Consider the following 20,038-nt stretch of genomic DNA (forward strand, 5'->3'; position numbering starts at 1 on the left):
ATGTTGCCAGCGAAGGTGGTGTCGGCGCTGCGGTTGAACACCAGCGCGGCGTTGTTGGCGATGTGGCCGAGGATGCTGCCGCTGTCGCGGATCTCCAGCGTGCCGCTGTCGATGGTCGTGCCGCCGGTGTGCGTGGCGTTGCCGGTGTAGACCAGCGTGCCCGCGCCGGTCTTCGTCACGCTGCCGGTGCCAGTGATGAGGCCTGCGAAGGCCGTATCGTTCGATCGGTTGAAGACCAGCGCCGCATTGTTGGTGACGTTGCCGGTGATGCTGCCGCTGCCGATCTGCAAGGTGCCCGCGCTGACCGTCGTGCCGCCGGTGTAGGTGTTCGGGCCCGAGAGCGTCAAGGTGCCGGAGCCTTCCTTGACCAGCGAGCCCGTGCCGTCGATGCTGCCTGCGAAGGTGGTGCTGGCGTTGGCCGACCCGACGGTCAGGGTGGCGCTGCCCAGCTGAACGGCGCCTGCGGTGCCCGACAGGCTCGATGCACGCAGGTTGAAGCTGCCCAGGTCGAGCACGCCGCCAAACATGGTGTACGCCGTGTTCTGCGACAGGGCCGACGCGGCGCCGAAGCGCAGCGTGCCCGCTTGGATGGTCGTACCGCCGCTGTAGGTGTTGGCGCCGGTCAGGGTCAGGGTGCCCGCCGTCGTCTTCACCAGTTGGCCCGTGCCGGTGATCGCACCCGAGAACGCGCCGGACTCTACCGTCGTGGTCTGGGTCGGGCCATTGCCGGTCCGGGTGTTCAGCGTTCCCGCGCCCTGCAGGTTGCGGATACTGGCGCTGGAGCCGTTCAGGTCGAGCGTGGCGCCGCTGTCCACCGTGGTGGAAGCAGCGTAGGACAAGAAGAAACTGAGGGAATTGGCGTCTGCCGCCTGCAGCGTGCCGCCGGCCACGACGATCGCGGCATCCAAAGAGAGGCCGCCGCCGCTGCCCAGACGGATGGTGCCGTTTTCAGCGGCGCTGCCAAAGACGGCTGTCGCCCCGGGGCCCAGGTTCAGGACGCCGCCGATACCGAGGGCCTGGCCACTGGCGGCAGCCACCGTGCTGCGCTGACCGCCGGCGAAGTCCAGGCGGTTGGTCAGGTGAAGACTCGAGGTGGCGGTCAGCTTGCCGCCGTCGAGCGTGACCGTACCGGCGCCGAGCGCGCCGGCCGTGCCGATCTGCACCGTGGTGCCGTTCCTGATCGTGGTGCCGCCGGCGTACGTGTTGGTAGCGCCCAGCGCCAGCGTGCCACCGCCGTCGGCCGTGAGGCTGCCGGCACCGGAGATGACGCCGTTCATCGCCAACAGCGCGGGCGCCGCGCCACTGCCGTCGACAGTGACCGTGAGGTCGCCTGTGGGCAGGAACGCGCCCGTCAGCGTCCACTGGCTGCCGCTCTGGGCATGGACGCTCGAGAAGCCCGACATCGCATCGTCTTCGCTGCCGCTGCCCTGGAGATTCAGGGTGTTGCCGCTACCGAGGGCAACCACTTGGCCGTTCAGCACCGACCCCGTCTGCAGCGTGAGCGAAGCGTTGCCGCCGCTGAAGCTGATGGCGTTCGCGCGGGTGACGCCATCGCCAGAGAGCCCGCCCGAGATGGTGCCGCTGCTGACGATGCGCGAGGCACCGCTGGCGACGATGCCTTCTCCACCCGCGCCCGCAGCGCCTGCTGCAGCGTCCGTGCTGCTGCCCCCTGTGCCGCCGTTGCCACCGGTGATGCTGCCGGCGTTGACAAGTGAAAGCCCGGCTCCTGAGAGCGAGAGGCCCACCCCACCTCGGCCACCACTGCCGCCATTACCGACAGCCCCCCCGGCGAGGGCAACACCGTCGCCCGCTCCTCCATTGCCGCCATTGCCGCCAGACACGCTGCCGCCCTGGGCATTCGTGATCGTCGCCACGGCCGTGTCGACAACAAGCCCGAGCCCCCCGTCGCCGCCACTGCCGCCCCCTCCCGCCCCGCCAACGTTATAGCCACGGAACCCGGCGCTGCCATTGCCGCCATTCCCGCCTCGAACGGCCACTGCGTTGACAACATCGGTGGATGCCACAGACCCATGGCCACCCGCGCCGCCACCGCCGCCGCCATAGCTCGCGCTCCCGCCGGCTCTTGTTTCGCCGGCATTGCCGCCATTGCCGCCGGTCGGCGACTGCAAGGTACCGGACACGCCGCCGCCCCCTCCGCTGCCCGCGGTTGGTTGAGAGTTGGGCACACCGTCGGCTCCGTTGGCGCCCGGCGACGCACCGGCCGCCCCGCCTGCGACATGGCCCGTAGAAACACCGGCCTGTCCCACATCGCCGCCCGCGCCACCGCTGTCAAAGTCTCCCGCCCCACCAGCGCCCCCGGCAGCCAGTGCGGCAGCGCCGGCCACGGTCAGACCCGCGGCCAGGACAGCCGCACGCACCTTCGAGCCCGCGCCCGACTTGCCCGAGGCACGCGCGGTTTCAGGTGCGGCCACCCAGGCCCCCAGCGACGAGTTCCAGAGGCTGCGATGTGCTTTGTTCATGGGGAGAAAAACCTTGAAATGAGAGGCCGGATGCACCAGAAATGGGCAAACCGTCAGGAAACGTTTATTTTTGTAAATAAATTGTTTCCAACCTATCACCAGAACTAGTTATTCATGCGCGCCGCCATCCTTGCTGGGTTTTCGGAAACTTCCGTACGTCCAGCAATCCGGCGCGACAATCCGCCGCATGGCTTCCGCACCCGACCTCCCTCCCCTCAACCGCCAGTTCGTCGCCCACTTCGGCGAAATGGGCAGCAAGTGGGGCATCAACCGCACCGTCGGCCAGATCTATGCGCTGATCTTCTTGTCGGAGCGCGCGCTCAATGCCGACGAGATCGCCGAGATGCTGGAGTTCTCGCGCTCCAACGTGAGCATGGGTTTGAAGGAGCTGCAGGCCTGGCGCCTCGTGCACCTGCGCCACCACGCGGGCGACCGGCGCGAGTATTTCGAGGCGCCGAAGGACGTGTGGGAAATCTTCCGCGTGCTGGCCGAGGAACGCCGGCGCCGCGAGATCGAGCCCACGCTCTCGATGCTGCGCAACGCGCTGCTCGAATCGCCCACCAGCGACGCCGAGCGCCACGCGCAGGCCCGCATGCGCGAGATGCACGACCTGATCGACCGGCTGATGAAGTGGTTCGACGACGTGCAGCGCCTGGCGCCCGAGACTGCGATGCAGCTCATGGGCATGGGCGCGACGGTGACGAAGGTGCTGACGCTCAAGGACCGCCTCACGGGCGGTGCGTCGAAGAAGAGCAAAGGCCCCGCGGGCGAAACCTGAGTCGCGCCGCAAGGCAGAGGGAACGGATGGGGCGCTACGCCCTCACAGCCGTTCCTGCCCCTGCGGGGCTTCCGGCGTGCCGAGCTTTTCCTTGCGGATGGCCTCGTCGTCCATCAGCTCGTACCACATGGCGTTGAGCACGGCGAAGGCGGCGGCCAGCGGCAGGCCGAGGATCCAGGCGAAGTACCACATGTCTTTTTCCTTCCCGTTTCAGTAGGCGTGTCCGCTCTCGTCGCGGATGGCTTGTTCGTCGACCTTGCCCCACAGCACGTGGTAGACCCAGGTGGTGTAGGCCACGATGATCGGGATGAAGATCGCGGTGACCACCAGCATGATGAACAGCGTCAGGTGGCTCGACGACGAATCCCACACCGTGAGGCTGGCGCGCGGATCGATCGACGAGGGCAGGATGAACGGGAACATCGACGCGCCCACGCTCAGGATGATGCCGGCGATGCCCAGCGCCGCCGTGAGCAGCGCGAACCCCGGCCGACGCAGCACCAGCCCGAGCAATGCACCCAGCGTGCCGACGAAGCCCGCTGCCGGCGCAGCGATGGTCCAGGGGTGCGCCGCGTAGTTGCCCATCCAGGCGCCGGCATGCAGCTCGACGGTCTTGAGCATCGGGTTCGACGGGCCCACCGCATCGACCACGCTGCTGATGCGAAAGCCCCCGATGCCCATGGCCAGCCACACGCCGGCCAGCGCATAGAACACGAGCGTGAGCACCGCCGCGACCATGCCGTAGCTGCGCGCACGCTCGGCCACCGGCCCGGCGGTCTTGAGCAGCAGCCAGGCCGCGCCGTGCATCACCAGCATCGCCACCGACACCAGCCCGCAGAGGATGGCGAAGGGGTTCAGCAGGCCGAAGAAGCTGCCGTCGTAGAAGATGTGCATGTCGGCGCCGAAGCGGAACGGCACGCCCTGCAGCACGTTGCCCACGGCCACGCCGCAGATCAGCGCGGGCACGAAGCCGCTGAAGAACAGCACGCCGTCCCAGCGCGCGCGCCACTGCGGCGACTCGCGCTTGCTGCGGAACTTGAAGGCCACCGGCCGCAGGATGAGCGCCGACAGGATCACGAACATCGCCAGGTAGAAGCCCGAGAACGACACGGCGTACAGCTGCGGCCAGGCCGCAAAGACGGCACCGCCGCCCAGGATGAGCCACACCTGGTTGCCCTCCCACACCGGGCCCACGCTGTTGATGACCACGCGCCGTTCGATGTCGTTGCGCGCGGCAAAGGGCAGCAGCATGCCGGCGCCCAGGTCGAAGCCGTCGGTCACTGCGAAGCCGACCAGCAGCACGCCGATCAGCAGCCACCAGATGAAGCGCAGGGTGTCGTAGTCGAGAAGTGTGTGGAGGATCATGCGGCGCTCCCGGTCGATGCAGAAGAGGAAGACGTGGCGGCACGCGCCGGCGGAATGTGCGAGCGGGCATCGCCCTCGGTGGGCGCATGCTCGACCTCGGGGCCCTTGCGGATGGCCTTGAGCATCAGCTTCATCTCGATGATGAGCAGCGTGGTGTAGATCGCGATGAAGCCCGCGAGCGTGATCAGCAAGGTCGTCACGCCCAGGTTCGACACGGCCACCGCAGTCGGCAGCACGCCCTCGATCACCCAGGGCTGGCGGCCGAACTCCGCCACCAGCCAGCCGGATTCGATCGCGATCCACGGCAGCGGAATCGCCCACACCGCGACCTTCAGCAGCCAGCGGTGGCGGTCGAGCGCGCGGCGCGCCGACAGCACGAAGAAGGTGCCGGTCAGCAGGATCAGCAGCATGCCGATGCCCACCATCACGCGGAACAGCCAGAACAGCGGCGCCACCTGCGGCACGGTGTCCCACGCGGCCTTGGCGATCTGCTCGTCGGTGGCCTGGCGCGGGTCGTCCACGTAGCGCTTGAGCAGCAGCGCGTAGCCCATGTTGATGCCGTTGTCCTCGAAGTCGCCGCGCACGCCCTGCGTGACCTTGTCGGTGCCGCCGGCCTCGCGGATCTTCTGCAGCGCGTCGTAGGCCTTCAGGCCCTCGCGAATGCGGGCCTCGGCGCGCTTCACGAGCTCGTCGATGCCGGGCATCACGGTGTTGAGCGAGCGCGTGCCGATCAGGCCCATCACCGCCGGAATGTGAATGGCGTAGTGCGTCTCGCGCGCCTTCTGGTCGGGGAAGCCGATCACGGTGAAGGCGGCGGGCGCGGGCTGCGTCTCCCACATGCCTTCGATGGCGGCCAGCTTCATCTTCTGGTGTTCGCCCGAGAGGTAACCGCTCTCGTCGCCGAGCACCGCCACCGACAGCGCGGCAGCCAGGCCGAAGGACGCAGCCACGGTCATCGAGCGCTTGGCCAGTTCGATGTGGCGGCCCTTGAGCAGGTACCACGCCGACACGCCGAGCACGAACACCGCGGCGCACACATAGCCGGCCGACACGGTGTGCACGAACTTGGCCTGCGCCACGGGGTTGGTCAGCACGGCCGCGAAGTCGGTCACTTCCATGCGCATGGTCGCGGGGTTGAAGGCCGCGCCCACGGGGTTCTGCATCCAGCCGTTGGCAATGAGGATCCACAGCGCCGAGAAGTTGGAGCCGATGGCCACGGCCCAGGTGGCCGTGAGGTGACCCACCTTGGAGAGCTTGTCCCAGCCGAAGAAGAACAGGCCCACGAAGGTCGCTTCCATGAAGAAGGCCATGAGCCCTTCGATGGCCAGCGGCGCGCCGAAGATGTCGCCGACGTAGTGGCTGTAGTAGCTCCAGTTCATGCCGAACTGGAACTCCATCACGATGCCGGTGGCCACGCCCATCGCGAAGTTGATACCGAACAGCACGCCCCAGAACTTGGTCATGTCGCGCCAGATGACGCGCCCGGTCATCACGTAGACCGTCTCCATGATGGCCAGGATGATCGACAGTCCGAGCGTCAACGGCACGAACAGGAAGTGGTACAGCGCCGTCACGGCGAACTGCAGGCGCGAGAGCGCGACGATGTCAAGGTCCATGGGGGCTTCCTTTATGTGTTCTCTGTTCGTTCGTTGCTCGGTCGGTCAACTCATCAATCGGGGCGCAGGCCGCGCAATGCGGCTTCGAAGGCATCGGTGCCACGGCGCAGGTCGGCGACGATGCGGCCCTGCGCCATGCACACGAGGCGGTCGGCCAGCGCGGCTTCGCGGCGCAGGTGCGTGGCGATCAGCAGGGTGCGCGGGCCGGCCTCTTGCGCCAGGCGCTGCAGCACGTCGTGCGCGGTGGCGGCGTCGAGCGCCTCGGTCGGTTCGTCGAGCAGCCACAGCGGCACGGGCCGCAGCAGCAGCCGCGCGAGCGCGAGCCGGCGCGACTGCCCGCCCGAGAGGCCGAGGCCGCCTTCGCCCAGGCGCGTGTCGAGGCCGGTGGACAGCGCGCGCACATCGGCATCGAGGCCGGCGGCATGCAGCACGGCCCAGAGGCGCTCGTCGCCCGCTTGCGGATCGGCCAGGCGCAGGTTGTCGCGCAGGCTGTCCTGGAAGAGTTCGGTGCGTTGGGTCAGCAGGCAGGCCGGTTGCGCCTGCACCTGGCCGGCGCGCGGCGTGAGGTCGCCGGCAATCAGGGAGAGCAGCGTGGACTTGCCCGCGCCGCTGGCGCCGACCAGCGCGACGCGCTCGCCGGCGTTCAGGTGCAGCGACACGCCGCTGAGCACTTCGACCAAGCTGCCGGGGTGAACGACGGTGAGTTGGTCGACCTGCACGGCCGCCGTCTGTGCGGTGCGAGAGGCGCGCGCGCCCTCTTCCACTGAAGGGTCCAGCCGTGGCGCCAGCCGGCGCACGGCCAGCCAGGTGCGTCCTGCATCGAGCGCACCGCGCCGCAGCGCCGCGAAGGGTTCGGTGGCAGTGAGCGCGATCAGCAGTGCGAGCGCAGCGCCAGGGGCGCCGATGACGCCTTCGCTCACCAGCGCGCCGACAGCCAACAGCACGCCGACCAGCGTCAGGGTGCCCGCGCTGCCGTAGGCGAAGCCGGCCGCGGCTTCGAGCTTGTTCAGCGCGAGGTCCGCCTGCGCGAGGTGCGCGTCGGCATTCATGAGCGCCGCGCGCTGGGCGTCGAGCCGGCCCGCCATCGCGAGGTCGGCCTGGCCTGCGACCAGGTCGACGGCCCGCGCGCGCAGCGCTTCCACGGCATGCGCGCGCTGTCGCGCCGGCTGCCGCGCACGCCGCGCGATGAGGAACGCCAGCCCCCAGCCGACGGCGCAGAGCCAGAGCGCGATCGCCATGCCCATCCCCACATGCATGAAGCCGAGCACGATGCCCGCCAGCAGCGCCGCGCCCAGCGCCGCAGCGGCGGGCACGAACAGGCGCAGGTAGAGCGACTCGAGCGCGTCGATGTCGGACGTGAGGCGGAACAGCAGCCGCGCCGGCCGCATCAGCAGGTCGCGCGCGGCCTCGGGGCGGGCCCAGCCGCGGAACAGCCGCACGCGCAGTTCGGCAAGCACGGCGAAGGTGGCGTCGTGCGTGACCAGCCGCTCGCCGTAGCGCGACCCCGTGCGCCCGAGCGCCAGCAGCCGGATGCCGGCCGAAGGCATGAAGACATCGAAGGTGAAGGCCGTGGCCGCATGCAGGCCGGCGAGCGCGGTCGCGGTGATGAACCAACCCGACAGGCCCAGCAGCGCCATGCCCGCGAGCACGGTGACAGCGGCCAGCAGGCAGCCCAGCAGCAAGGCGCGCGGCTGGGTCGCGAGGAAGGGACGCAGCACGAGGCGCAGGTCGCGCCAGCGGGGGGAATGGGTGGCGTGGCGGCTCATGCGGCCTTCTCCACCAGCGGCTCGGGCCCGAGGCTCACCGTGCGGTCCATGCGCGCGGCCAGCACCGGGTCGTGGGTCGAGACGATCAAGGTCCGGCCGCGGGCGAGCGCCACCAGTGCGTCGGCGACGCGTGCGGCGGTGGCGGTGTCCAGGTGGGCCGTGGGTTCGTCGGCCAGGATCAGGTCGGCATGCGGATGCACCGCGACGCGCGCCAGCGCCAGCCGCACAGCCTCGCCGCCCGACAGGCCGCTGCCGCCCTCACCCAGCGTGGTGCCGGGATGGGCCTGCGCCACGTCGTCGAGCGCCGCGAAACGCATCGCCTCGGCCACCTCGGGCGCGCCGATGTCGGCGCGGCCCAGTGCCACGTTGGCTTCGACCGATCCGGCGAAGACGTGGGGCTTCTGCCCCATCCACGCCGTGCGCTGACGCAGCGCGGCGGCCGTGTGTTCGGTGAGCGGCACGCCGCCGATGGCGATCTCGCCGCGCGTGGCCGGCATCAGTCCGGCCAGCAGCGAGAGCAGCGCGGTCTTGCCCGCTCCGCTCGGGCCGGCCAGCGCGATGTGCTCGCCGGCGCCGATGCGCAATTCATAGCCGTCGAAGAGCGGTGTCGACTCGCCGGGCCAAGAAAAATGCAGCCCGTGGACCGTCACCGCAGGCGCGGCCCCTGCCCCGGCGGCGCCAGTCGCTGCGCGCGTGACCGCGACACCCGCGCCGGGCAACGGCAGCGCGCCACCTTGCAGGTCGTCGAGCGCCTGCAGTGCCGCCTCGCCCGCCGCGCGGTCGTGCCAGACCGCCGACAGCTCGCGCAGCGGCTCGAAGAAGGCCGGCGCCAGCAACAGCACGAACAGGCCTTCGCCCAGGCTGAGCTGCTGGCCCCAGGCGCCGAAGCCGAGCGAGCCCAGCAGATGGAAGCCGATGTAGACCGCGACCAGCGCCACGCCCAGCGCGGAGAACAGCTCCAGCACGGCCGACGACAGGAACGCGATGCGCAGCACCGCCATCGTGCGCTGGCGCAGCGACTGGGCGGAGGCACCGAGCCGGTCGGCCGTGGCGTCGACCGCGTCGAGCGCGCGCAGCGTGGCCAGGCCGCGCAGACGGTCGAGCAGGAAGGCGTTCATGCCGCCCATCTCGACCATCTGCGCCTCGCTGGCCGCCTTGGCGCGCCAGCCGACGATGGCCATGAAGATCGGGATCAGCGGCGCCGCCACCAGCAGCACCAGCGCCGCGGCCCACGAGAACCAGGCCACTGCGGCGAGCAGGAAAAGCGGCACCACCGTCGCGCGCCAGCGTGCGGGCTGGTAGCGCACGAGGTATGGCACCAGCGCCTCGGCCTGTTCGGCGAGCACGCTGGCCGCAAGGCCCGAGGGCGCACGTTCGCGGTCGAGCGGCGAGCCCGCCGCCAACGCCGCCGCGGTCTGCGCGCGCAAAGCCGTCAATTGCGCCCGGGCGCGCCCGAAGGTGCGGCGCACGCCCCAGGCTTCGCAGCCCGCGCGCAGCAGGCCGAGCAAGAGGATGCCCACCGCCGGCCACAGCACGGCCGCCATGCCTTCATCGTTGGCCAGCCCCTGCACCGCCATCGCCAGCAGCGCCGCCTGCGGCAGCCACGCGAGCGCCGCGACGCCTTGCACCACGCTGCCGATGTCGGGCGACGTGAAAGCCTTCAACGGCGATCGTGGCGGCGATGGTTCTGTCATTCCTTGAGTTTGTGTATTTTCAGTATTTACTGAAAGATTCACAATCATACACAACAGGGGCAGTTCGCGCAGACTGCCCGCTCTGAAGCCCGAAGGCAACAGATTTGCAAAGGAATGGGAAGAAAAAGGTCCGCACCGCAGCGGGTGCGGCGCGCTTCAGTACGACACGATGAGGCCGCTGACGAGCAATGCGGCAAAAAGTGTGCATACGCTGCGCAGCGAGGCCGGCCGGGCTTCGACCCCCCGGTACAGCAGCACTGCGGCGCCCACCGACAGGCCGAAGGTCGCGACCATGCCCAGCAGGTCGACCCACGGCCCGTGCGGCCCCAGGCCCGCCACCAGCGCGTTCACGGCGAGCAGCACCGGGAAGTGGATCAGGAACAGCGAATACGAAATGCGCCCCAGCTGCTGCAGCGGCACGGCGGCTGCGGGCCAGTGCGCGGGCGACAGCCACTGCCGGCGCTGCGCCACCGCGATGAGCAGCGCAGTCACCAGCGCGATGGCGATCCGGCTGCGCCAGTCGATCATGAGCGCGCCCGCCCCCACCAGCGCCAACAGCGCGACGGCGCCGTGCCAGGTGCTGGCACGCGTGGCGCGGCCGACCCAGAAGGCCAACATGCCGAGCCCGTAGGCGCCGAAGAAATAGAACGCGGTGTCGTCCAGCCGCGCCTGCCGGTTGAACAGTGCGAGCGAGGCCACGGCCACGATGAACACCAGCGCCACCGGCGCCCACCGCGCGGCCGAAGCCGGCTGCCGCAGCACGGCGGGCAACCCGACCAGCGCGAGCGCCAGCGCGAACAGCTGGAAGTCGATGGCCACGTACCAGACGCCGGTCGACAGCGACTCGTAGTTCAGCAGGTCCTGCAGCAGCAGGCCGTGCGCCAGCAATTGGCCGAGGCTCGGCGCGGCCGGCACCACGTCTTCACCGAGCCATGGCCTCACGACATCGGCCACCAGCACGCACACCGTGAGCGCCGCAAGGTACGGCATGACCAGCCGGGCGTAGCGCTGCAGGATGCGCGACACGGGCCGGTCGACACGCAGCACGCCATCGGGCGCGAGGCTCGCCGTCGCGAGAAAGCCGGCGATCACGAGGAATACCTGCACCGCGAGCCGGCCGTCGTCCGCCAGCCAGCCGAAGAAATCGGGCGCCAGCACCTGCGCGCCGGCCGGCATCGGGCCGTAGCGCGCCAGGTGGTGCCCGACGATCAGCGCACAGGCCAGGCCTTTGACCACGTCCAGCAGCGGCATCCGCCCCTGCCGCGCAGGCACGGCCCCGCCGCCACCGCTCGCAGCGGAGGTCGATGCCGGTGCGTGCGAACTGTTCAAAGTGCCAATCGCTGTCGTGCTTCCTGGTATTCGCGCTTGAGCTTCTCGATGAAGGCGCCCGCGCTCGCCACTTCGGTGATCGCGCCAATGCCCTGGCCCGAGCCCCAGATGTCTTTCCAGGCCTTGGCCTTGCTGCCTTCGCCGCCGCCGAAGTTCATGGTCGTCACGTCGCCTTCGGGCAGGTTGGCCGGGTCCATGCCGGCCTTGACGATGCTGGGTGCCAGGTAGTTGCCGTGCACGCCGGTGAACAGGCTCGAATAGACGATGTCGTCCGAGTTGCCGTCCACGATGGCCTGCTTGTACTCCTCGCTCGCGCGCGCTTCTTCGGTCGCGATGAAGGCGGTGCCGATGTAGGCGAAGTCGGCGCCCATGGCCTGCGCCGCGAGCACCGCGCCGCCGGAGGCGATGGAGCCCGACAGCGCGATCGGGCCGTCGAACCACTGGCGGATTTCCTGCACCAGCGCGAACGGGCTCTTCACGCCTGCGTGGCCGCCGGCACCGGCCGCCACGGCGATGATGCCGTCGGCGCCCTTCTCGATCGCCTTCTGCGCGAACTTGTTGTTGATGATGTCGTGCAAGGTCACGCCGCCGTAGCTGTGCACCGCGTCGTTCACGTCGGTGCGCGCGCCCAGCGAGGTGATCACGATCGGCACCTTGTACTTCACGACCATCTCCATGTCGTGTTCGAGGCGGTCGTTGCTCTTGTGCACGATCTGGTTGATGGCGAAGGGCGCGGCCGGCTTGTCCGGGTTGGCCTTGTTGTAGGCCGCCAGCTCCTCGGTGATCTCGATCAGCCACTCTTCGAGCTGGGCGGCCGGGCGGGCGTTGAGCGCCGGCATCGAGCCGACCACACCGGCCTTGCATTGCGCGATCACGAGCTTGGGGTTGCTGATGATGAACAGCGGCGAGCCGATGATCGGCAGCGGCAGGTTCGCGAGGACAGAAGGCAGCTTGGACATGTCGTCTCCGGGAAGGGGTTCGGTTTTATAAGAGCAAGGGGCCGCTGCCGCCCGTCAGATGGGCGACAGCAGCAGGTGCGTCAGAACGCTTCGAGCGCCAGCGCCGTGACGCTCTCGGCGCCTTCGACGATGCTGTCGCGGATGCCCGGCACCTTGTTCAGGATGTGCTCGGCGTAGAAGCGCGCGGTGGCGATCTTGGCCTGCATGAAGGCGGCGTCGACGTTGTGCGAGGCCTGGTCCTGCGCCACGATCAGCGAACGCGCCAGCTGCCAGCCGGCCACGAGGTTGCCTGCCAGCATCAGGTACGGCACGCTGCCCGAGAACACGGCGTTGGGCGAAGCCTTGGTCTGGCCGGCGACGAAGTCGACCACGTCGATGAACGCGAGGCGCGCGGCGGTCAGGCGCTTGAGGACGGCGGCGGCTGCGGCGCTGTCGCTCTTGGCGAGTTCAGCCTCGGTCTTCTCGATCTGCGCGGCGATCGCCTTGGCGGTCTGGCCGCCGTCGCGCGCGGTCTTGCGGCCCACGAGGTCGTTGGCCTGGATCGCGGTGGTGCCTTCGTAGATCGTGAGGATCTTCGCGTCGCGGTAGTACTGCGCCGCGCCCGTCTCTTCGATGAAGCCCATGCCGCCGTGCACCTGCACGCCCAGCGAGGTCACTTCGAGGCTCATCTCGGTGCTGTAGCCCTTCACGAGCGGCACCATGAATTCGTAGAAGGCCTGGTTCTGCTTGCGCGCGTCGGCATCGGGATGGTGGTGCGCGGCGTCGTAGGCGGCGGCGGCCACCGAGGCCATCGCGCGGCAGCCTTCGGTGTAGGCGCGCATCGTCATCAGCATGCGCTTGACATCGGGGTGGTGAATGATGGGCGCGCTGGCGTTGATCGAACCATCGACCGGGCGGCTCTGCACGCGGTCCTTGGCGTAGGCCACGGCGTGCTGGTAGGCGCGCTCGGCGATCGCGATGCCCTGCATGCCCACGGCGTAGCGGGCCGAGTTCATCATGATGAACATGTACTCGAGGCCGCGGTTTTCCTGGCCCACGAGGTAGCCGACGGCGCCGCCGTGGTCGCCGTACTGCAGCACGGCGGTCGGCGATGCCTTGATGCCCATCTTGTGCTCGATGCTCACGCAGTGCACGTCGTTGCGCGCACCGAGCGAACCGTCGGCGTTGACCATGAACTTCGGCACCACGAACAGGCTGATGCCCTTCACGCCTTCGGGCGCGCCGCTCACGCGGGCCAGCACGAGGTGCACGATGTTCTCGGCCATGTCGTGCTCACCGTAGGTGATGAAGATCTTGGTGCCGAACACCTTGTAGGTGCCGTCGGGCTGCGGCTCGGCGCGGCTGCGCACCATGGCCAGGTCGCTGCCGGCCTGCGGCTCGGTGAGGTTCATCGTGCCGGTCCACTGGCCGCTCACGAGCTTCTCGAGGTAGATGGCCTTGAGCTCATCGGAGCCGGCGGTGAGCAGCGCCTCGATGGCGCCGTCGCTCAAGAGCGGGCACAGCGCGAAGCTCATGTTGGCCGAGTTGAGCATTTCGCCGCAGGCCGCGCCGATGGTCTTGGGCAGGCCCTGGCCGCCGAAGTCCGCCGGATGCTGCAGGCCCTGCCAGCCGCCCGACACGTACTGCGCGAAGGCGTCCTTGAAGCCCTTGCTGGTGGTGACTTCGCCGTCCTTGAACGACGAAGGGTTGCGGTCGCCTTCGACGTTCAGCGGCGCCACCACGTCCTGGTTGAAGCGCGCGCACTCTTCGAGCACGGCCTGTGCGGTTTCGAGGCCGGCGTCTTCGAAGCCGGGCAGCTTGGCGATCTCGCCGATGTTGGCCAGGTGCTCGATGTCGAACAGCATGTCCTTGAGGGGGGCGGTGTAGCTCATGTCTTCTCTCCAGGGGCCGCGGTGGGGGCGGCAGATGTAAAAAAGGCATCGCGAACGATGCCTTCTGGCTCAATGCGTTGAAGCGATCAGAGCGCCTTCACGAGTTCCGGCACGGCCGTGAACAGGTCGGCCACGAGGCCGTAGTCGGCCACCGAGAAGATCGGCGCTTCTTCGTCCTTGTTGATCGCGACGATGACCTTCGAATCCTTCATGCCGGCCAAGTGCTGGATCGCACCCGAGATGCCCGCGGCGATGTACAGCTGCGGCGCGACGATCTTGCCCGTCTGGCCCACTTGCCAGTCGTTCGGGGCGTAGCCTGCGTCCACTGCAGCGCGGCTGGCGCCCAAGCCTGCGTTCAGCTTGTCGGCCAGCGGAGCCATCACTTCGGTGAACTTCTCAGCGCTGCCCAGGGCACGGCCACCGGAGACGATGATCTTGGCGGCCGTCAGTTCGGGGCGTTCGCTCTTCGTGACTTCGCGGCCGACGAAGGTCGACTTGCCGCTGTCTGCGACGCCTTCAGCGGTTTCAACGGTGGCGCTGCCACCGGTGGCGGCTGCGGCGTCGAAGCCGGTCGTGCGCACGGTGATCACCTTGGTGGCGTCGGTGCTCTGCACGGTGGCGATGGCGTTGCCGGCGTAGATCGGACGCTCGAACGTATCCGGGCTGTCGACCTTCGTGATGTCGCTGATCTGCGCCACATCGAGCTTGGCGGCCACGCGCGGTGCGACGTTTTTGCCGTTGGCGGTCGAGGGGAACAGGATGTGGCTGTAGTTTCCGGCGATCGCCAGCACTTGCGCTGCGACGTTCTCGGCGAGGTTCTCGGCCAGGCTGGCGCTGTCGGCAGCGATCACCTTGGACACGCCGGCGATCTGCGCGGCGGCCTTGGCAGCCTCTGCGGCGTTGGCACCGGCCACGAGGATGTGGACGTCGCCACCGCAAGCCAGGGCTGCGGTCACGGTGTTGAGGGTGGCCGGCTTGATGCTGGCGTGGTCGTGTTCGGCAATAACAAGTGCGGTCATGTTCAGATCACCTTCGCTTCGTTCTTCAGTTTGTCCACCAGCGTTGCAACGTCAGGCACCTTGATGCCTGCACCGCGCTTGGGCGGCTCGCTGACCTTGAGGGTCTTCAGGCGGGGCTTGACGTCCACGCCCAGGTCTTCCGGCTTGAAGGTGTCCAGCTGCTTCTTCTTGGCCTTCATGATGTTGGGCAAGGTGACGTAGCGCGGCTCGTTCAGGCGCAGGTCGGTCGTGATGACTGCGGGCAGCGTGAGCGTTAGCGTTTCCATGCCGCCGTCGACTTCGCGTGCGACGGTGACCTTGTCGGCTGCCAGGTCGACCTTCGAGGCGAAGGTGGCTTGGGGCAGATCGGCCAGCGCAGCCAGCATCTGGCCGGTCTGGTTGGCGTCGTCATCGATGGCTTGCTTGCCCAGGATGATCAGCTGGGGCTGTTCCTTGTCGACCAGCGCCTTCAGCAGCTTGGCCACGGCCAGCGGCTGCAGTTCTTCGCTCGTCTCGACCAGGATGCCGCGGTCGGCACCGATGGCCATCGCGGTGCGCAGGGTTTCCTGGCACTTGGCATCACCGCAGGAGACAGCGATGACTTCGGTCACGATGCCCTTTTCCTTCAGCCGAACCGCTTCTTCGACAGCGATCTCGTCGAAGGGGTTCATGCTCATCTTGACATTGGCAATGTCCACCCCGGTACCGTCGCTCTTGACGCGCACCTTCACGTTGTAATCGACGACCCGTTTGACAGGCACAAGAACCTTCATTGACTTGACTCCATTGGATTGCAAAAAGGGGGGCTTCGAGAGCAGCCTGCCATTTTAGGACGCAGGCCTTGGCTGCCTCTCCATTCTTCTTGTCGGCCTCAAGGGCCAAAAAAGAACGATCGTGCTTTTCCGTGATTATAAAACAGCGGGAGGCGCTGCGGCCACTCCTGCCGGCAAAGATTCCACTCGCAGCACCCGCTGCGGATAGGGAATGTCAATGCGGGCGGCCCGCAGTCCTTCGAGGATGGCGATGTTGATGGCCGAGCGCACGTTGTCCTTGCCCTTGTCAGGGTCGGCAACCCAGAAGTTCAGGCTGAACTCCAGGCCGTCGGGCGCGAAGGTGACGAGGTAGGCGATAGGCGCCGGGTCGGTCATGACGCGCGGCTGGGCCTTGGCGGCGTCGCACAGGATGCCCTGCACCTGCGCCACGTCGCTCTCGTAGCCGACCACGATGTTGGTCGTGATGTTGAACTTGCGGTCGGCCAGCGACAGGTTTTCGACCCGGCCGGTGATGAGCGATTCGTTCGGCACGATGGCCTCGCGCCCGTTGCCCGCGCGGATGAGCGTGTAGCGCGTCTTGATGTCGGTGATGCGGCCTTCGAAGGTGTCGACCTTCACGTTGTCGCCGATGCGGATCGAGCGCTCCAGCAGGATCACGAAACCGCTCACGTAGTTGGCCGCCAGCTTCTGCAGGCCGAAGCCCAGGCCCACACCGAGCGCGCCGCCCAGCACCGACAGCGCCGTGAGGTCGACCCCCACCGCCGACAGCGCGAACAAGAGGCCGATCAGCAGCAGGAAGGCGCGCACCGCGTTCGACGCCACCTTGCGCATCGACAGGTCGCTCACGGCCTCGCGCAGGATGCGTTTTTCGATGGTGCTGGAGATCCACAGCGCGATCATCAGCACCAGCCCCGCCGACAGCGCGCCCTGGATGATGGTCTGCAGGCTGACGCGGGTCTTGCCGAAGGCCAGCGTGATGTCGTCCAGTTCGGCCAGCACCGGCGGCAGCAGCCCGACGATCCACAGCACGGCGGCGATCCAGGCCAGCCACGAGATGGTGCGCTCGATCAGCCGCACCAGACTGGAGGTGGGGAACACGGCCCGCAGCACCCGCGCGAACAGCCGGATGACCGCCAGCGACAGGAACACCGGCACGGCGATGCGCAGCACCAGCACCACGGGCAGCACATCGAGCGCCACGCGGCGCGCAATGCCGGTGAGCACCAGCGCGAGCAGCGGGAACAGCAGGCCGTCGAAGGTGCGCTCGCCGAACCAGATCGAATCCTTGGGCTGGTCGCGCCCGAACCATTTGCACACCGCCCATGCCACGCCCACGCAGGCCACGAGCACGGTGAGTTCGATGCCCAGGCCGTGCGCGTCGACCTGTCGCAGGCGCTGGAGGAAGTCGTCGAAATTGAAATTCATCGGTGAAAGAAACAGGGCGCCTCGCGGGCGCCAACCGGGTTACAGGTCCGCCAGCACGCGGATGTGCGCTTCCACGCTGCGCGCCAGGGCGTCCAGGTGGTAGCCGCCCTCGAGCAGCGAGACGATGCGCCCGCGCGCATGGCGCTTGGCGACATCGCGCACGCGGCCGGTGATCCAGGCGAAGTCGTTTTCGTTGAGGCCGAGCTGGCCGAGTTCGTCCTCGCGGTGGGCGTCGAAACCGGCGCTGATGAACACCATCTGCGGCTTGAAGGCTTCGAGCCGCGGCATCCAGATCGCCTCGACCAGCTCGCGCACGTCCATGCCCTTGGTGTAGGCCGGGATCGGCAGGTTCAGCATGTTCGACGCCGGATGCTCGGTGCCGCTGTACGGATAGAACGGGTGCTGGAAGAACCCGACCATCAGCACGCGCGGGTCGTTCGACAGGATGTTCTCGGTGCCGTTGCCGTGGTGCACGTCGAAATCGACGATGGCCACGCGGTCCAGGCCATGCACCTCGAGCGCGTGCCGCGCGGCGATGGCCACATTGTTGAAGAAGCAGAAGCCCATGGCCTGCTCGCGGCAGGCATGGTGGCCCGGCGGGCGCACGGGGCAGAAAGCGTTCTCGATCTCGCCGGCCATCACGGCATCGGTGGCCGCCACGGCAGCGCCGGCGGCGCGGCGCGCGGCCAGCAGGGTGAAGCGGGTCAGCACGGTGTCGGGGTCGACCTGCGCGTGGTCGGGGCCGCCGGCAGGCGCGTCAGCCACGAGGCGCTGCTGCAGTTCCTCGAGGTGTTCGACATGCGCGTGGCTGTGGGCCCGGGTGATCTGTTCCAGCGTGGCCAGGGGCACTTCGCCCCGCGCCAGTGCGTCGCCGACGCCGGTCAGCAGCAGCCGGTCTTCGATGGCATCCAGCCGCTCGGGGCATTCGGGATGCCCGTTGCCCATGTCGTGCTTCCAGAAGTCGCGATGCGTGAAGTAGCCTGTCTTGCCCATCTCTCGCCGTGTCTCGTGTCGTCGCGTCTAGACCTCACACGGCATGGGGCCGCAAGGTCTTACGGTATCGTTTGCATATGGATACAAATATGGACGTAGCCGCGAAGCTAGCCTCTTTGCTGAGTCAGCTTAACACGGTGATTGTTGGCAAAGAGGCCCAGGTGCGCGACTGCGTGGCCTGTTTGCTGGCGGGCGGGCACCTGCTGATCGAGGACGTGCCGGGGGTCGGCAAGACCACCCTGGCCCATGCGCTGTCGCACACCTTCGGCCTGCAGTTCTCGCGCGTGCAGTTCACGGCCGACCTGATGCCGGGCGACCTGTCGGGCGTGGCGATCTACGACCGGGGCCAGCAGGCCTTCGTGTTCCACCCCGGGCCGATCTTTGCGCAGGTGCTGCTGGCCGACGAAATCAACCGCGCCAGCCCCAAGACCCAGAGCGCGCTGCTCGAGGCGATGGAAGAAAAGCAGGTCACGGTCGAGGGCGAGACCCGTCCCCTGCCCACGCCCTTCTTCGTGATCGCCACGCAGAACCCGCAGGACCAGCTCGGCACCTTCGCGCTGCCCGAGTCGCAGCTCGACCGCTTCCTGATGCGCATCTCGCTGGGCTATCCCGACCGCGCCGCCGAGCGCCAGCTGCTCGCGGGTGCCGACCGCCGCGAGATGCTCGCCGGCCTGCCCGCCCTGCTGACCGCCGGCGAACTCACCGCCCTGCAGCAGCGCGTGCAGCAGGTGCACGCGGCCGAGCCGCTGTTGAACTACCTGCAGGACCTGATCGCCGCGACCCGCTCGGGCCGCTGGTTCCTGCAAGGCCTGTCGCCGCGCGCGGGCATCGCCGTGCTGCGCGCCGCCAAGGCGCAGGCGCTGCTGGCCAACCGCAACTACGTGGCGCCCGACGACATCCAGGCCGTGCTGCCGCAGACCATCGCGCACCGTCTCACGCCCGTGGGCGATGCCGGCCGCGGTGCGGTCGAACAGGTGCGCGCGATGATCGCCGCGGTGCCGCTGCCGTGAGCCCTGTCGGCGTCCTGCGCTCGCGCATCGACGGCTGGTTCCTCTCGCGCCGGGCCCCGTCGGACACGCTCGAGCTCACCCAGCGCAACGTCTACATCGTGCCCACGCGCGCCGGCTGGACGCTGGCGGCCACGCTGCTGGTGCTGCTGGTGGCGTCGATCAATTACCAGCTCAACCTGGGCTACCTGCTGACCTTCCTGCTGGCCGGCAGCGTCGCGGTGGGCATGCATGTGTGCCACGCCACGCTGCGCGGGCTGGCGTTGCGCATGGTGCCGCCCGAGGCGCAGTTCGCGGGCGCCGCGGCGGTGCTGCGCGTGGTGCTGCACAACGAACGGCGCAGCGTGCGCTACGGCATCGGCATGGCGGTGCGCGGCAGCGGCCAGTGGGCCTGGACCGACGTGCCGGCCGAAGGCACGGCCACGGTGGAGATCGCCTTCCAGCCCGAACGGCGCGGCCTGCACCCGGTGCCGCCGCTGACCGCCGAGACGCGCTTTCCGCTCGGCACCTTCCGCGTCTGGACCGTCTGGCGCCCGGCCGCGCAGCTGCTCGTGTACCCGACGCCCGAAGCCCACCCGCCGCCGCTGCCGCCGGGCGAGCCGCTCTCGGGGCCCGCCGCCGCGTCGGCTGCGATGCGGACGCAGAACGCCGGCGAATACGACGGCGTGCGCGCCTACCGGCGCGGCGATCCACTCAAGCTCGTGGTCTGGAAGAAGGCCGCCCGCGCGCAGGCCAACGGCTCCGAAGACCTGGTGAGCCGCGACACGCAGCACACGCAACGCGAAGAACTCTGGCTCGACGCGCACGCCGCCGCGCTGCCCGACATCGAGGCCCGCCTGTCGCGCCTGTGCGCCTGGGTGCTCATGGCCGACCGGCTGGGCGTGGACTACGGCGTGCGCGTCGCCGGCCGCACGGTGAAACCGTCGCAGGGCGAAGCACACCGGCGCGCCTGCCTCGAGGCGCTGGCGCTGTGCGCATGAACGG

At 68.7% G+C, this 20,038-nt stretch carries 16 protein-coding genes and 1 pseudogene; 3 read left to right on the forward strand and 14 right to left on the reverse strand.

Annotated elements, in window-relative coordinates; genetic code table 11:
• Both AC07Q9_RS30540 and AC07Q9_RS30545 read right to left on the reverse strand, forming a co-directional pair.
• Nucleotides 1-1,745: autotransporter-associated beta strand repeat-containing protein (locus AC07Q9_RS30540; protein ID WP_495312882.1), on the reverse strand; the 1,745-nt coding region annotated here is incomplete at its 3' end.
• Between the two features lie 600 nt (nucleotides 1,746-2,345).
• Nucleotides 2,346-2,480: pseudogene (locus tag AC07Q9_RS30545) on the reverse strand (ESPR domain-containing protein); the annotation flags it as partial.
• Between the two features lie 187 nt (nucleotides 2,481-2,667).
• Here AC07Q9_RS30545 and AC07Q9_RS30550 point away from each other — a divergent pair.
• On the forward strand, nucleotides 2,668-3,258 hold the full coding sequence (locus AC07Q9_RS30550; protein ID WP_139703802.1) for a GbsR/MarR family transcriptional regulator: 591 nt from the start codon (nucleotides 2,668-2,670) through the stop codon (nucleotides 3,256-3,258).
• A gap of 42 nt (nucleotides 3,259-3,300) precedes the next feature.
• Here AC07Q9_RS30550 and cydX read toward each other — a convergent pair whose 3' ends face one another.
• The 12 genes from cydX to AC07Q9_RS30610 form a co-directional block, all read right to left on the reverse strand.
• Nucleotides 3,301-3,450: a cytochrome bd-I oxidase subunit CydX gene (cydX, locus tag AC07Q9_RS30555; protein WP_095744810.1), complete on the reverse strand. Its 150-nt coding sequence runs from the start codon at nucleotides 3,448-3,450 to the stop codon at nucleotides 3,301-3,303.
• 18 nt (nucleotides 3,451-3,468) lie between these two features.
• Nucleotides 3,469-4,623, reverse strand: a complete 1,155-nt coding sequence (gene cydB, locus AC07Q9_RS30560) for a cytochrome d ubiquinol oxidase subunit II (RefSeq protein WP_062475791.1) — start codon at nucleotides 4,621-4,623, stop codon at nucleotides 3,469-3,471.
• A complete protein-coding gene (locus AC07Q9_RS30565) occupies nucleotides 4,620-6,239 on the reverse strand; it encodes a cytochrome ubiquinol oxidase subunit I (protein ID WP_095744809.1) in 1,620 nt (539 codons plus the stop codon). The genes cydB and AC07Q9_RS30565 overlap by 4 nt, the downstream gene beginning before the upstream one ends.
• Before the next feature lie 53 nt (nucleotides 6,240-6,292).
• Nucleotides 6,293-8,005: a thiol reductant ABC exporter subunit CydC gene (gene cydC / locus AC07Q9_RS30570; RefSeq protein ID WP_495312845.1), complete on the reverse strand. Its 1,713-nt coding sequence runs from the start codon at nucleotides 8,003-8,005 to the stop codon at nucleotides 6,293-6,295.
• Nucleotides 8,002-9,699 carry a thiol reductant ABC exporter subunit CydD gene (gene cydD / locus AC07Q9_RS30575; RefSeq protein ID WP_495312846.1) on the reverse strand — a complete coding sequence of 566 codons (1,698 nt, stop codon included), beginning with the start codon at nucleotides 9,697-9,699 and terminating at the stop codon, nucleotides 8,002-8,004. The genes cydC and cydD overlap by 4 nt, the downstream gene beginning before the upstream one ends.
• 156 nt (nucleotides 9,700-9,855) lie before the next feature.
• Entirely contained in the window at nucleotides 9,856-10,950 is a 1,095-nt protein-coding gene (locus AC07Q9_RS30580; protein ID WP_495312883.1) for an acyltransferase family protein, read from the reverse strand.
• 74 nt (nucleotides 10,951-11,024) lie between these two features.
• Nucleotides 11,025-11,987, reverse strand: coding sequence for an NAD(P)H-dependent flavin oxidoreductase (locus tag AC07Q9_RS30585; protein WP_062482679.1), 963 nt, complete (start codon nucleotides 11,985-11,987; stop codon nucleotides 11,025-11,027).
• A gap of 80 nt (nucleotides 11,988-12,067) precedes the next feature.
• Nucleotides 12,068-13,858 (reverse strand): acyl-CoA dehydrogenase, encoded by a 1,791-nt coding sequence (locus AC07Q9_RS30590; RefSeq protein ID WP_495312847.1) that lies wholly within the window; start codon nucleotides 13,856-13,858, stop codon nucleotides 12,068-12,070.
• Nucleotides 13,859-13,944: 86 nt separating this feature from the next.
• On the reverse strand, nucleotides 13,945-14,877 hold the full coding sequence (locus AC07Q9_RS30595; RefSeq protein ID WP_495312848.1) for an electron transfer flavoprotein subunit alpha/FixB family protein: 933 nt from the start codon (nucleotides 14,875-14,877) through the stop codon (nucleotides 13,945-13,947).
• A 2-nt stretch (nucleotides 14,878-14,879) separates the two neighbouring features.
• Nucleotides 14,880-15,629, reverse strand: a complete 750-nt coding sequence (locus tag AC07Q9_RS30600; RefSeq protein ID WP_095743555.1) for an electron transfer flavoprotein subunit beta/FixA family protein — start codon at nucleotides 15,627-15,629, stop codon at nucleotides 14,880-14,882.
• A gap of 135 nt (nucleotides 15,630-15,764) precedes the next feature.
• On the reverse strand, nucleotides 15,765-17,054 hold the full coding sequence (locus AC07Q9_RS30605; protein ID WP_489057289.1) for a mechanosensitive ion channel family protein: 1,290 nt from the start codon (nucleotides 17,052-17,054) through the stop codon (nucleotides 15,765-15,767).
• A 39-nt stretch (nucleotides 17,055-17,093) separates the two neighbouring features.
• The gene (locus tag AC07Q9_RS30610; RefSeq protein ID WP_062482261.1) at nucleotides 17,094-18,047 is read right to left on the reverse strand and encodes a histone deacetylase family protein; all 954 of its coding nucleotides are present in this window, start codon (nucleotides 18,045-18,047) and stop codon (nucleotides 17,094-17,096) included.
• Between the two features lie 89 nt (nucleotides 18,048-18,136).
• On the opposite strand from AC07Q9_RS30610, the gene AC07Q9_RS30615 reads away from it, so the two are divergent.
• On the forward strand, nucleotides 18,137-19,057 hold the full coding sequence (locus tag AC07Q9_RS30615) for an AAA family ATPase (RefSeq protein WP_489057290.1): 921 nt from the start codon (nucleotides 18,137-18,139) through the stop codon (nucleotides 19,055-19,057).
• Nucleotides 19,054-20,034, forward strand: coding sequence for a DUF58 domain-containing protein (locus AC07Q9_RS30620; protein WP_495312849.1), 981 nt, complete (start codon nucleotides 19,054-19,056; stop codon nucleotides 20,032-20,034). The genes AC07Q9_RS30615 and AC07Q9_RS30620 overlap by 4 nt, the downstream gene beginning before the upstream one ends.
• Nucleotides 20,035-20,038: the final 4 nt, after the last annotated feature.

Source organism: Variovorax sp. GW821-FHT09A10 (genome assembly GCF_059418385.1).

Coding starts and splice junctions, on each gene's coding strand:
- AC07Q9_RS30595 (WP_495312848.1), bottom strand. CDS start 14,877: ATGACCGCACTTGTTATTGCCGAACACGACCACGCCAGCATCAAGCCG.
- AC07Q9_RS30590 (WP_495312847.1), bottom strand. CDS start 13,858: ATGAGCTACACCGCCCCCCTCAAGGACATGCTGTTCGACATCGAGCAC.
- AC07Q9_RS30565 (WP_095744809.1), bottom strand. CDS start 6,239: ATGGACCTTGACATCGTCGCGCTCTCGCGCCTGCAGTTCGCCGTGACG.
- cydC (WP_495312845.1), bottom strand. CDS start 8,005: ATGAGCCGCCACGCCACCCATTCCCCCCGCTGGCGCGACCTGCGCCTC.
- AC07Q9_RS30580 (WP_495312883.1), bottom strand. CDS start 10,950: ATGCCGCTGCTGGACGTGGTCAAAGGCCTGGCCTGTGCGCTGATCGTC.
- cydX (WP_095744810.1), bottom strand. CDS start 3,450: ATGTGGTACTTCGCCTGGATCCTCGGCCTGCCGCTGGCCGCCGCCTTC.
- AC07Q9_RS30605 (WP_489057289.1), bottom strand. CDS start 17,054: ATGAATTTCAATTTCGACGACTTCCTCCAGCGCCTGCGACAGGTCGAC.
- AC07Q9_RS30585 (WP_062482679.1), bottom strand. CDS start 11,987: ATGTCCAAGCTGCCTTCTGTCCTCGCGAACCTGCCGCTGCCGATCATC.
- cydD (WP_495312846.1), bottom strand. CDS start 9,699: ATGACAGAACCATCGCCGCCACGATCGCCGTTGAAGGCTTTCACGTCG.
- AC07Q9_RS30600 (WP_095743555.1), bottom strand. CDS start 15,629: ATGAAGGTTCTTGTGCCTGTCAAACGGGTCGTCGATTACAACGTGAAG.
- AC07Q9_RS30610 (WP_062482261.1), bottom strand. CDS start 18,047: ATGGGCAAGACAGGCTACTTCACGCATCGCGACTTCTGGAAGCACGAC.
- AC07Q9_RS30550 (WP_139703802.1), top strand. CDS start 2,668: ATGGCTTCCGCACCCGACCTCCCTCCCCTCAACCGCCAGTTCGTCGCC.
- AC07Q9_RS30615 (WP_489057290.1), top strand. CDS start 18,137: ATGGACGTAGCCGCGAAGCTAGCCTCTTTGCTGAGTCAGCTTAACACG.
- cydB (WP_062475791.1), bottom strand. CDS start 4,623: ATGATCCTCCACACACTTCTCGACTACGACACCCTGCGCTTCATCTGG.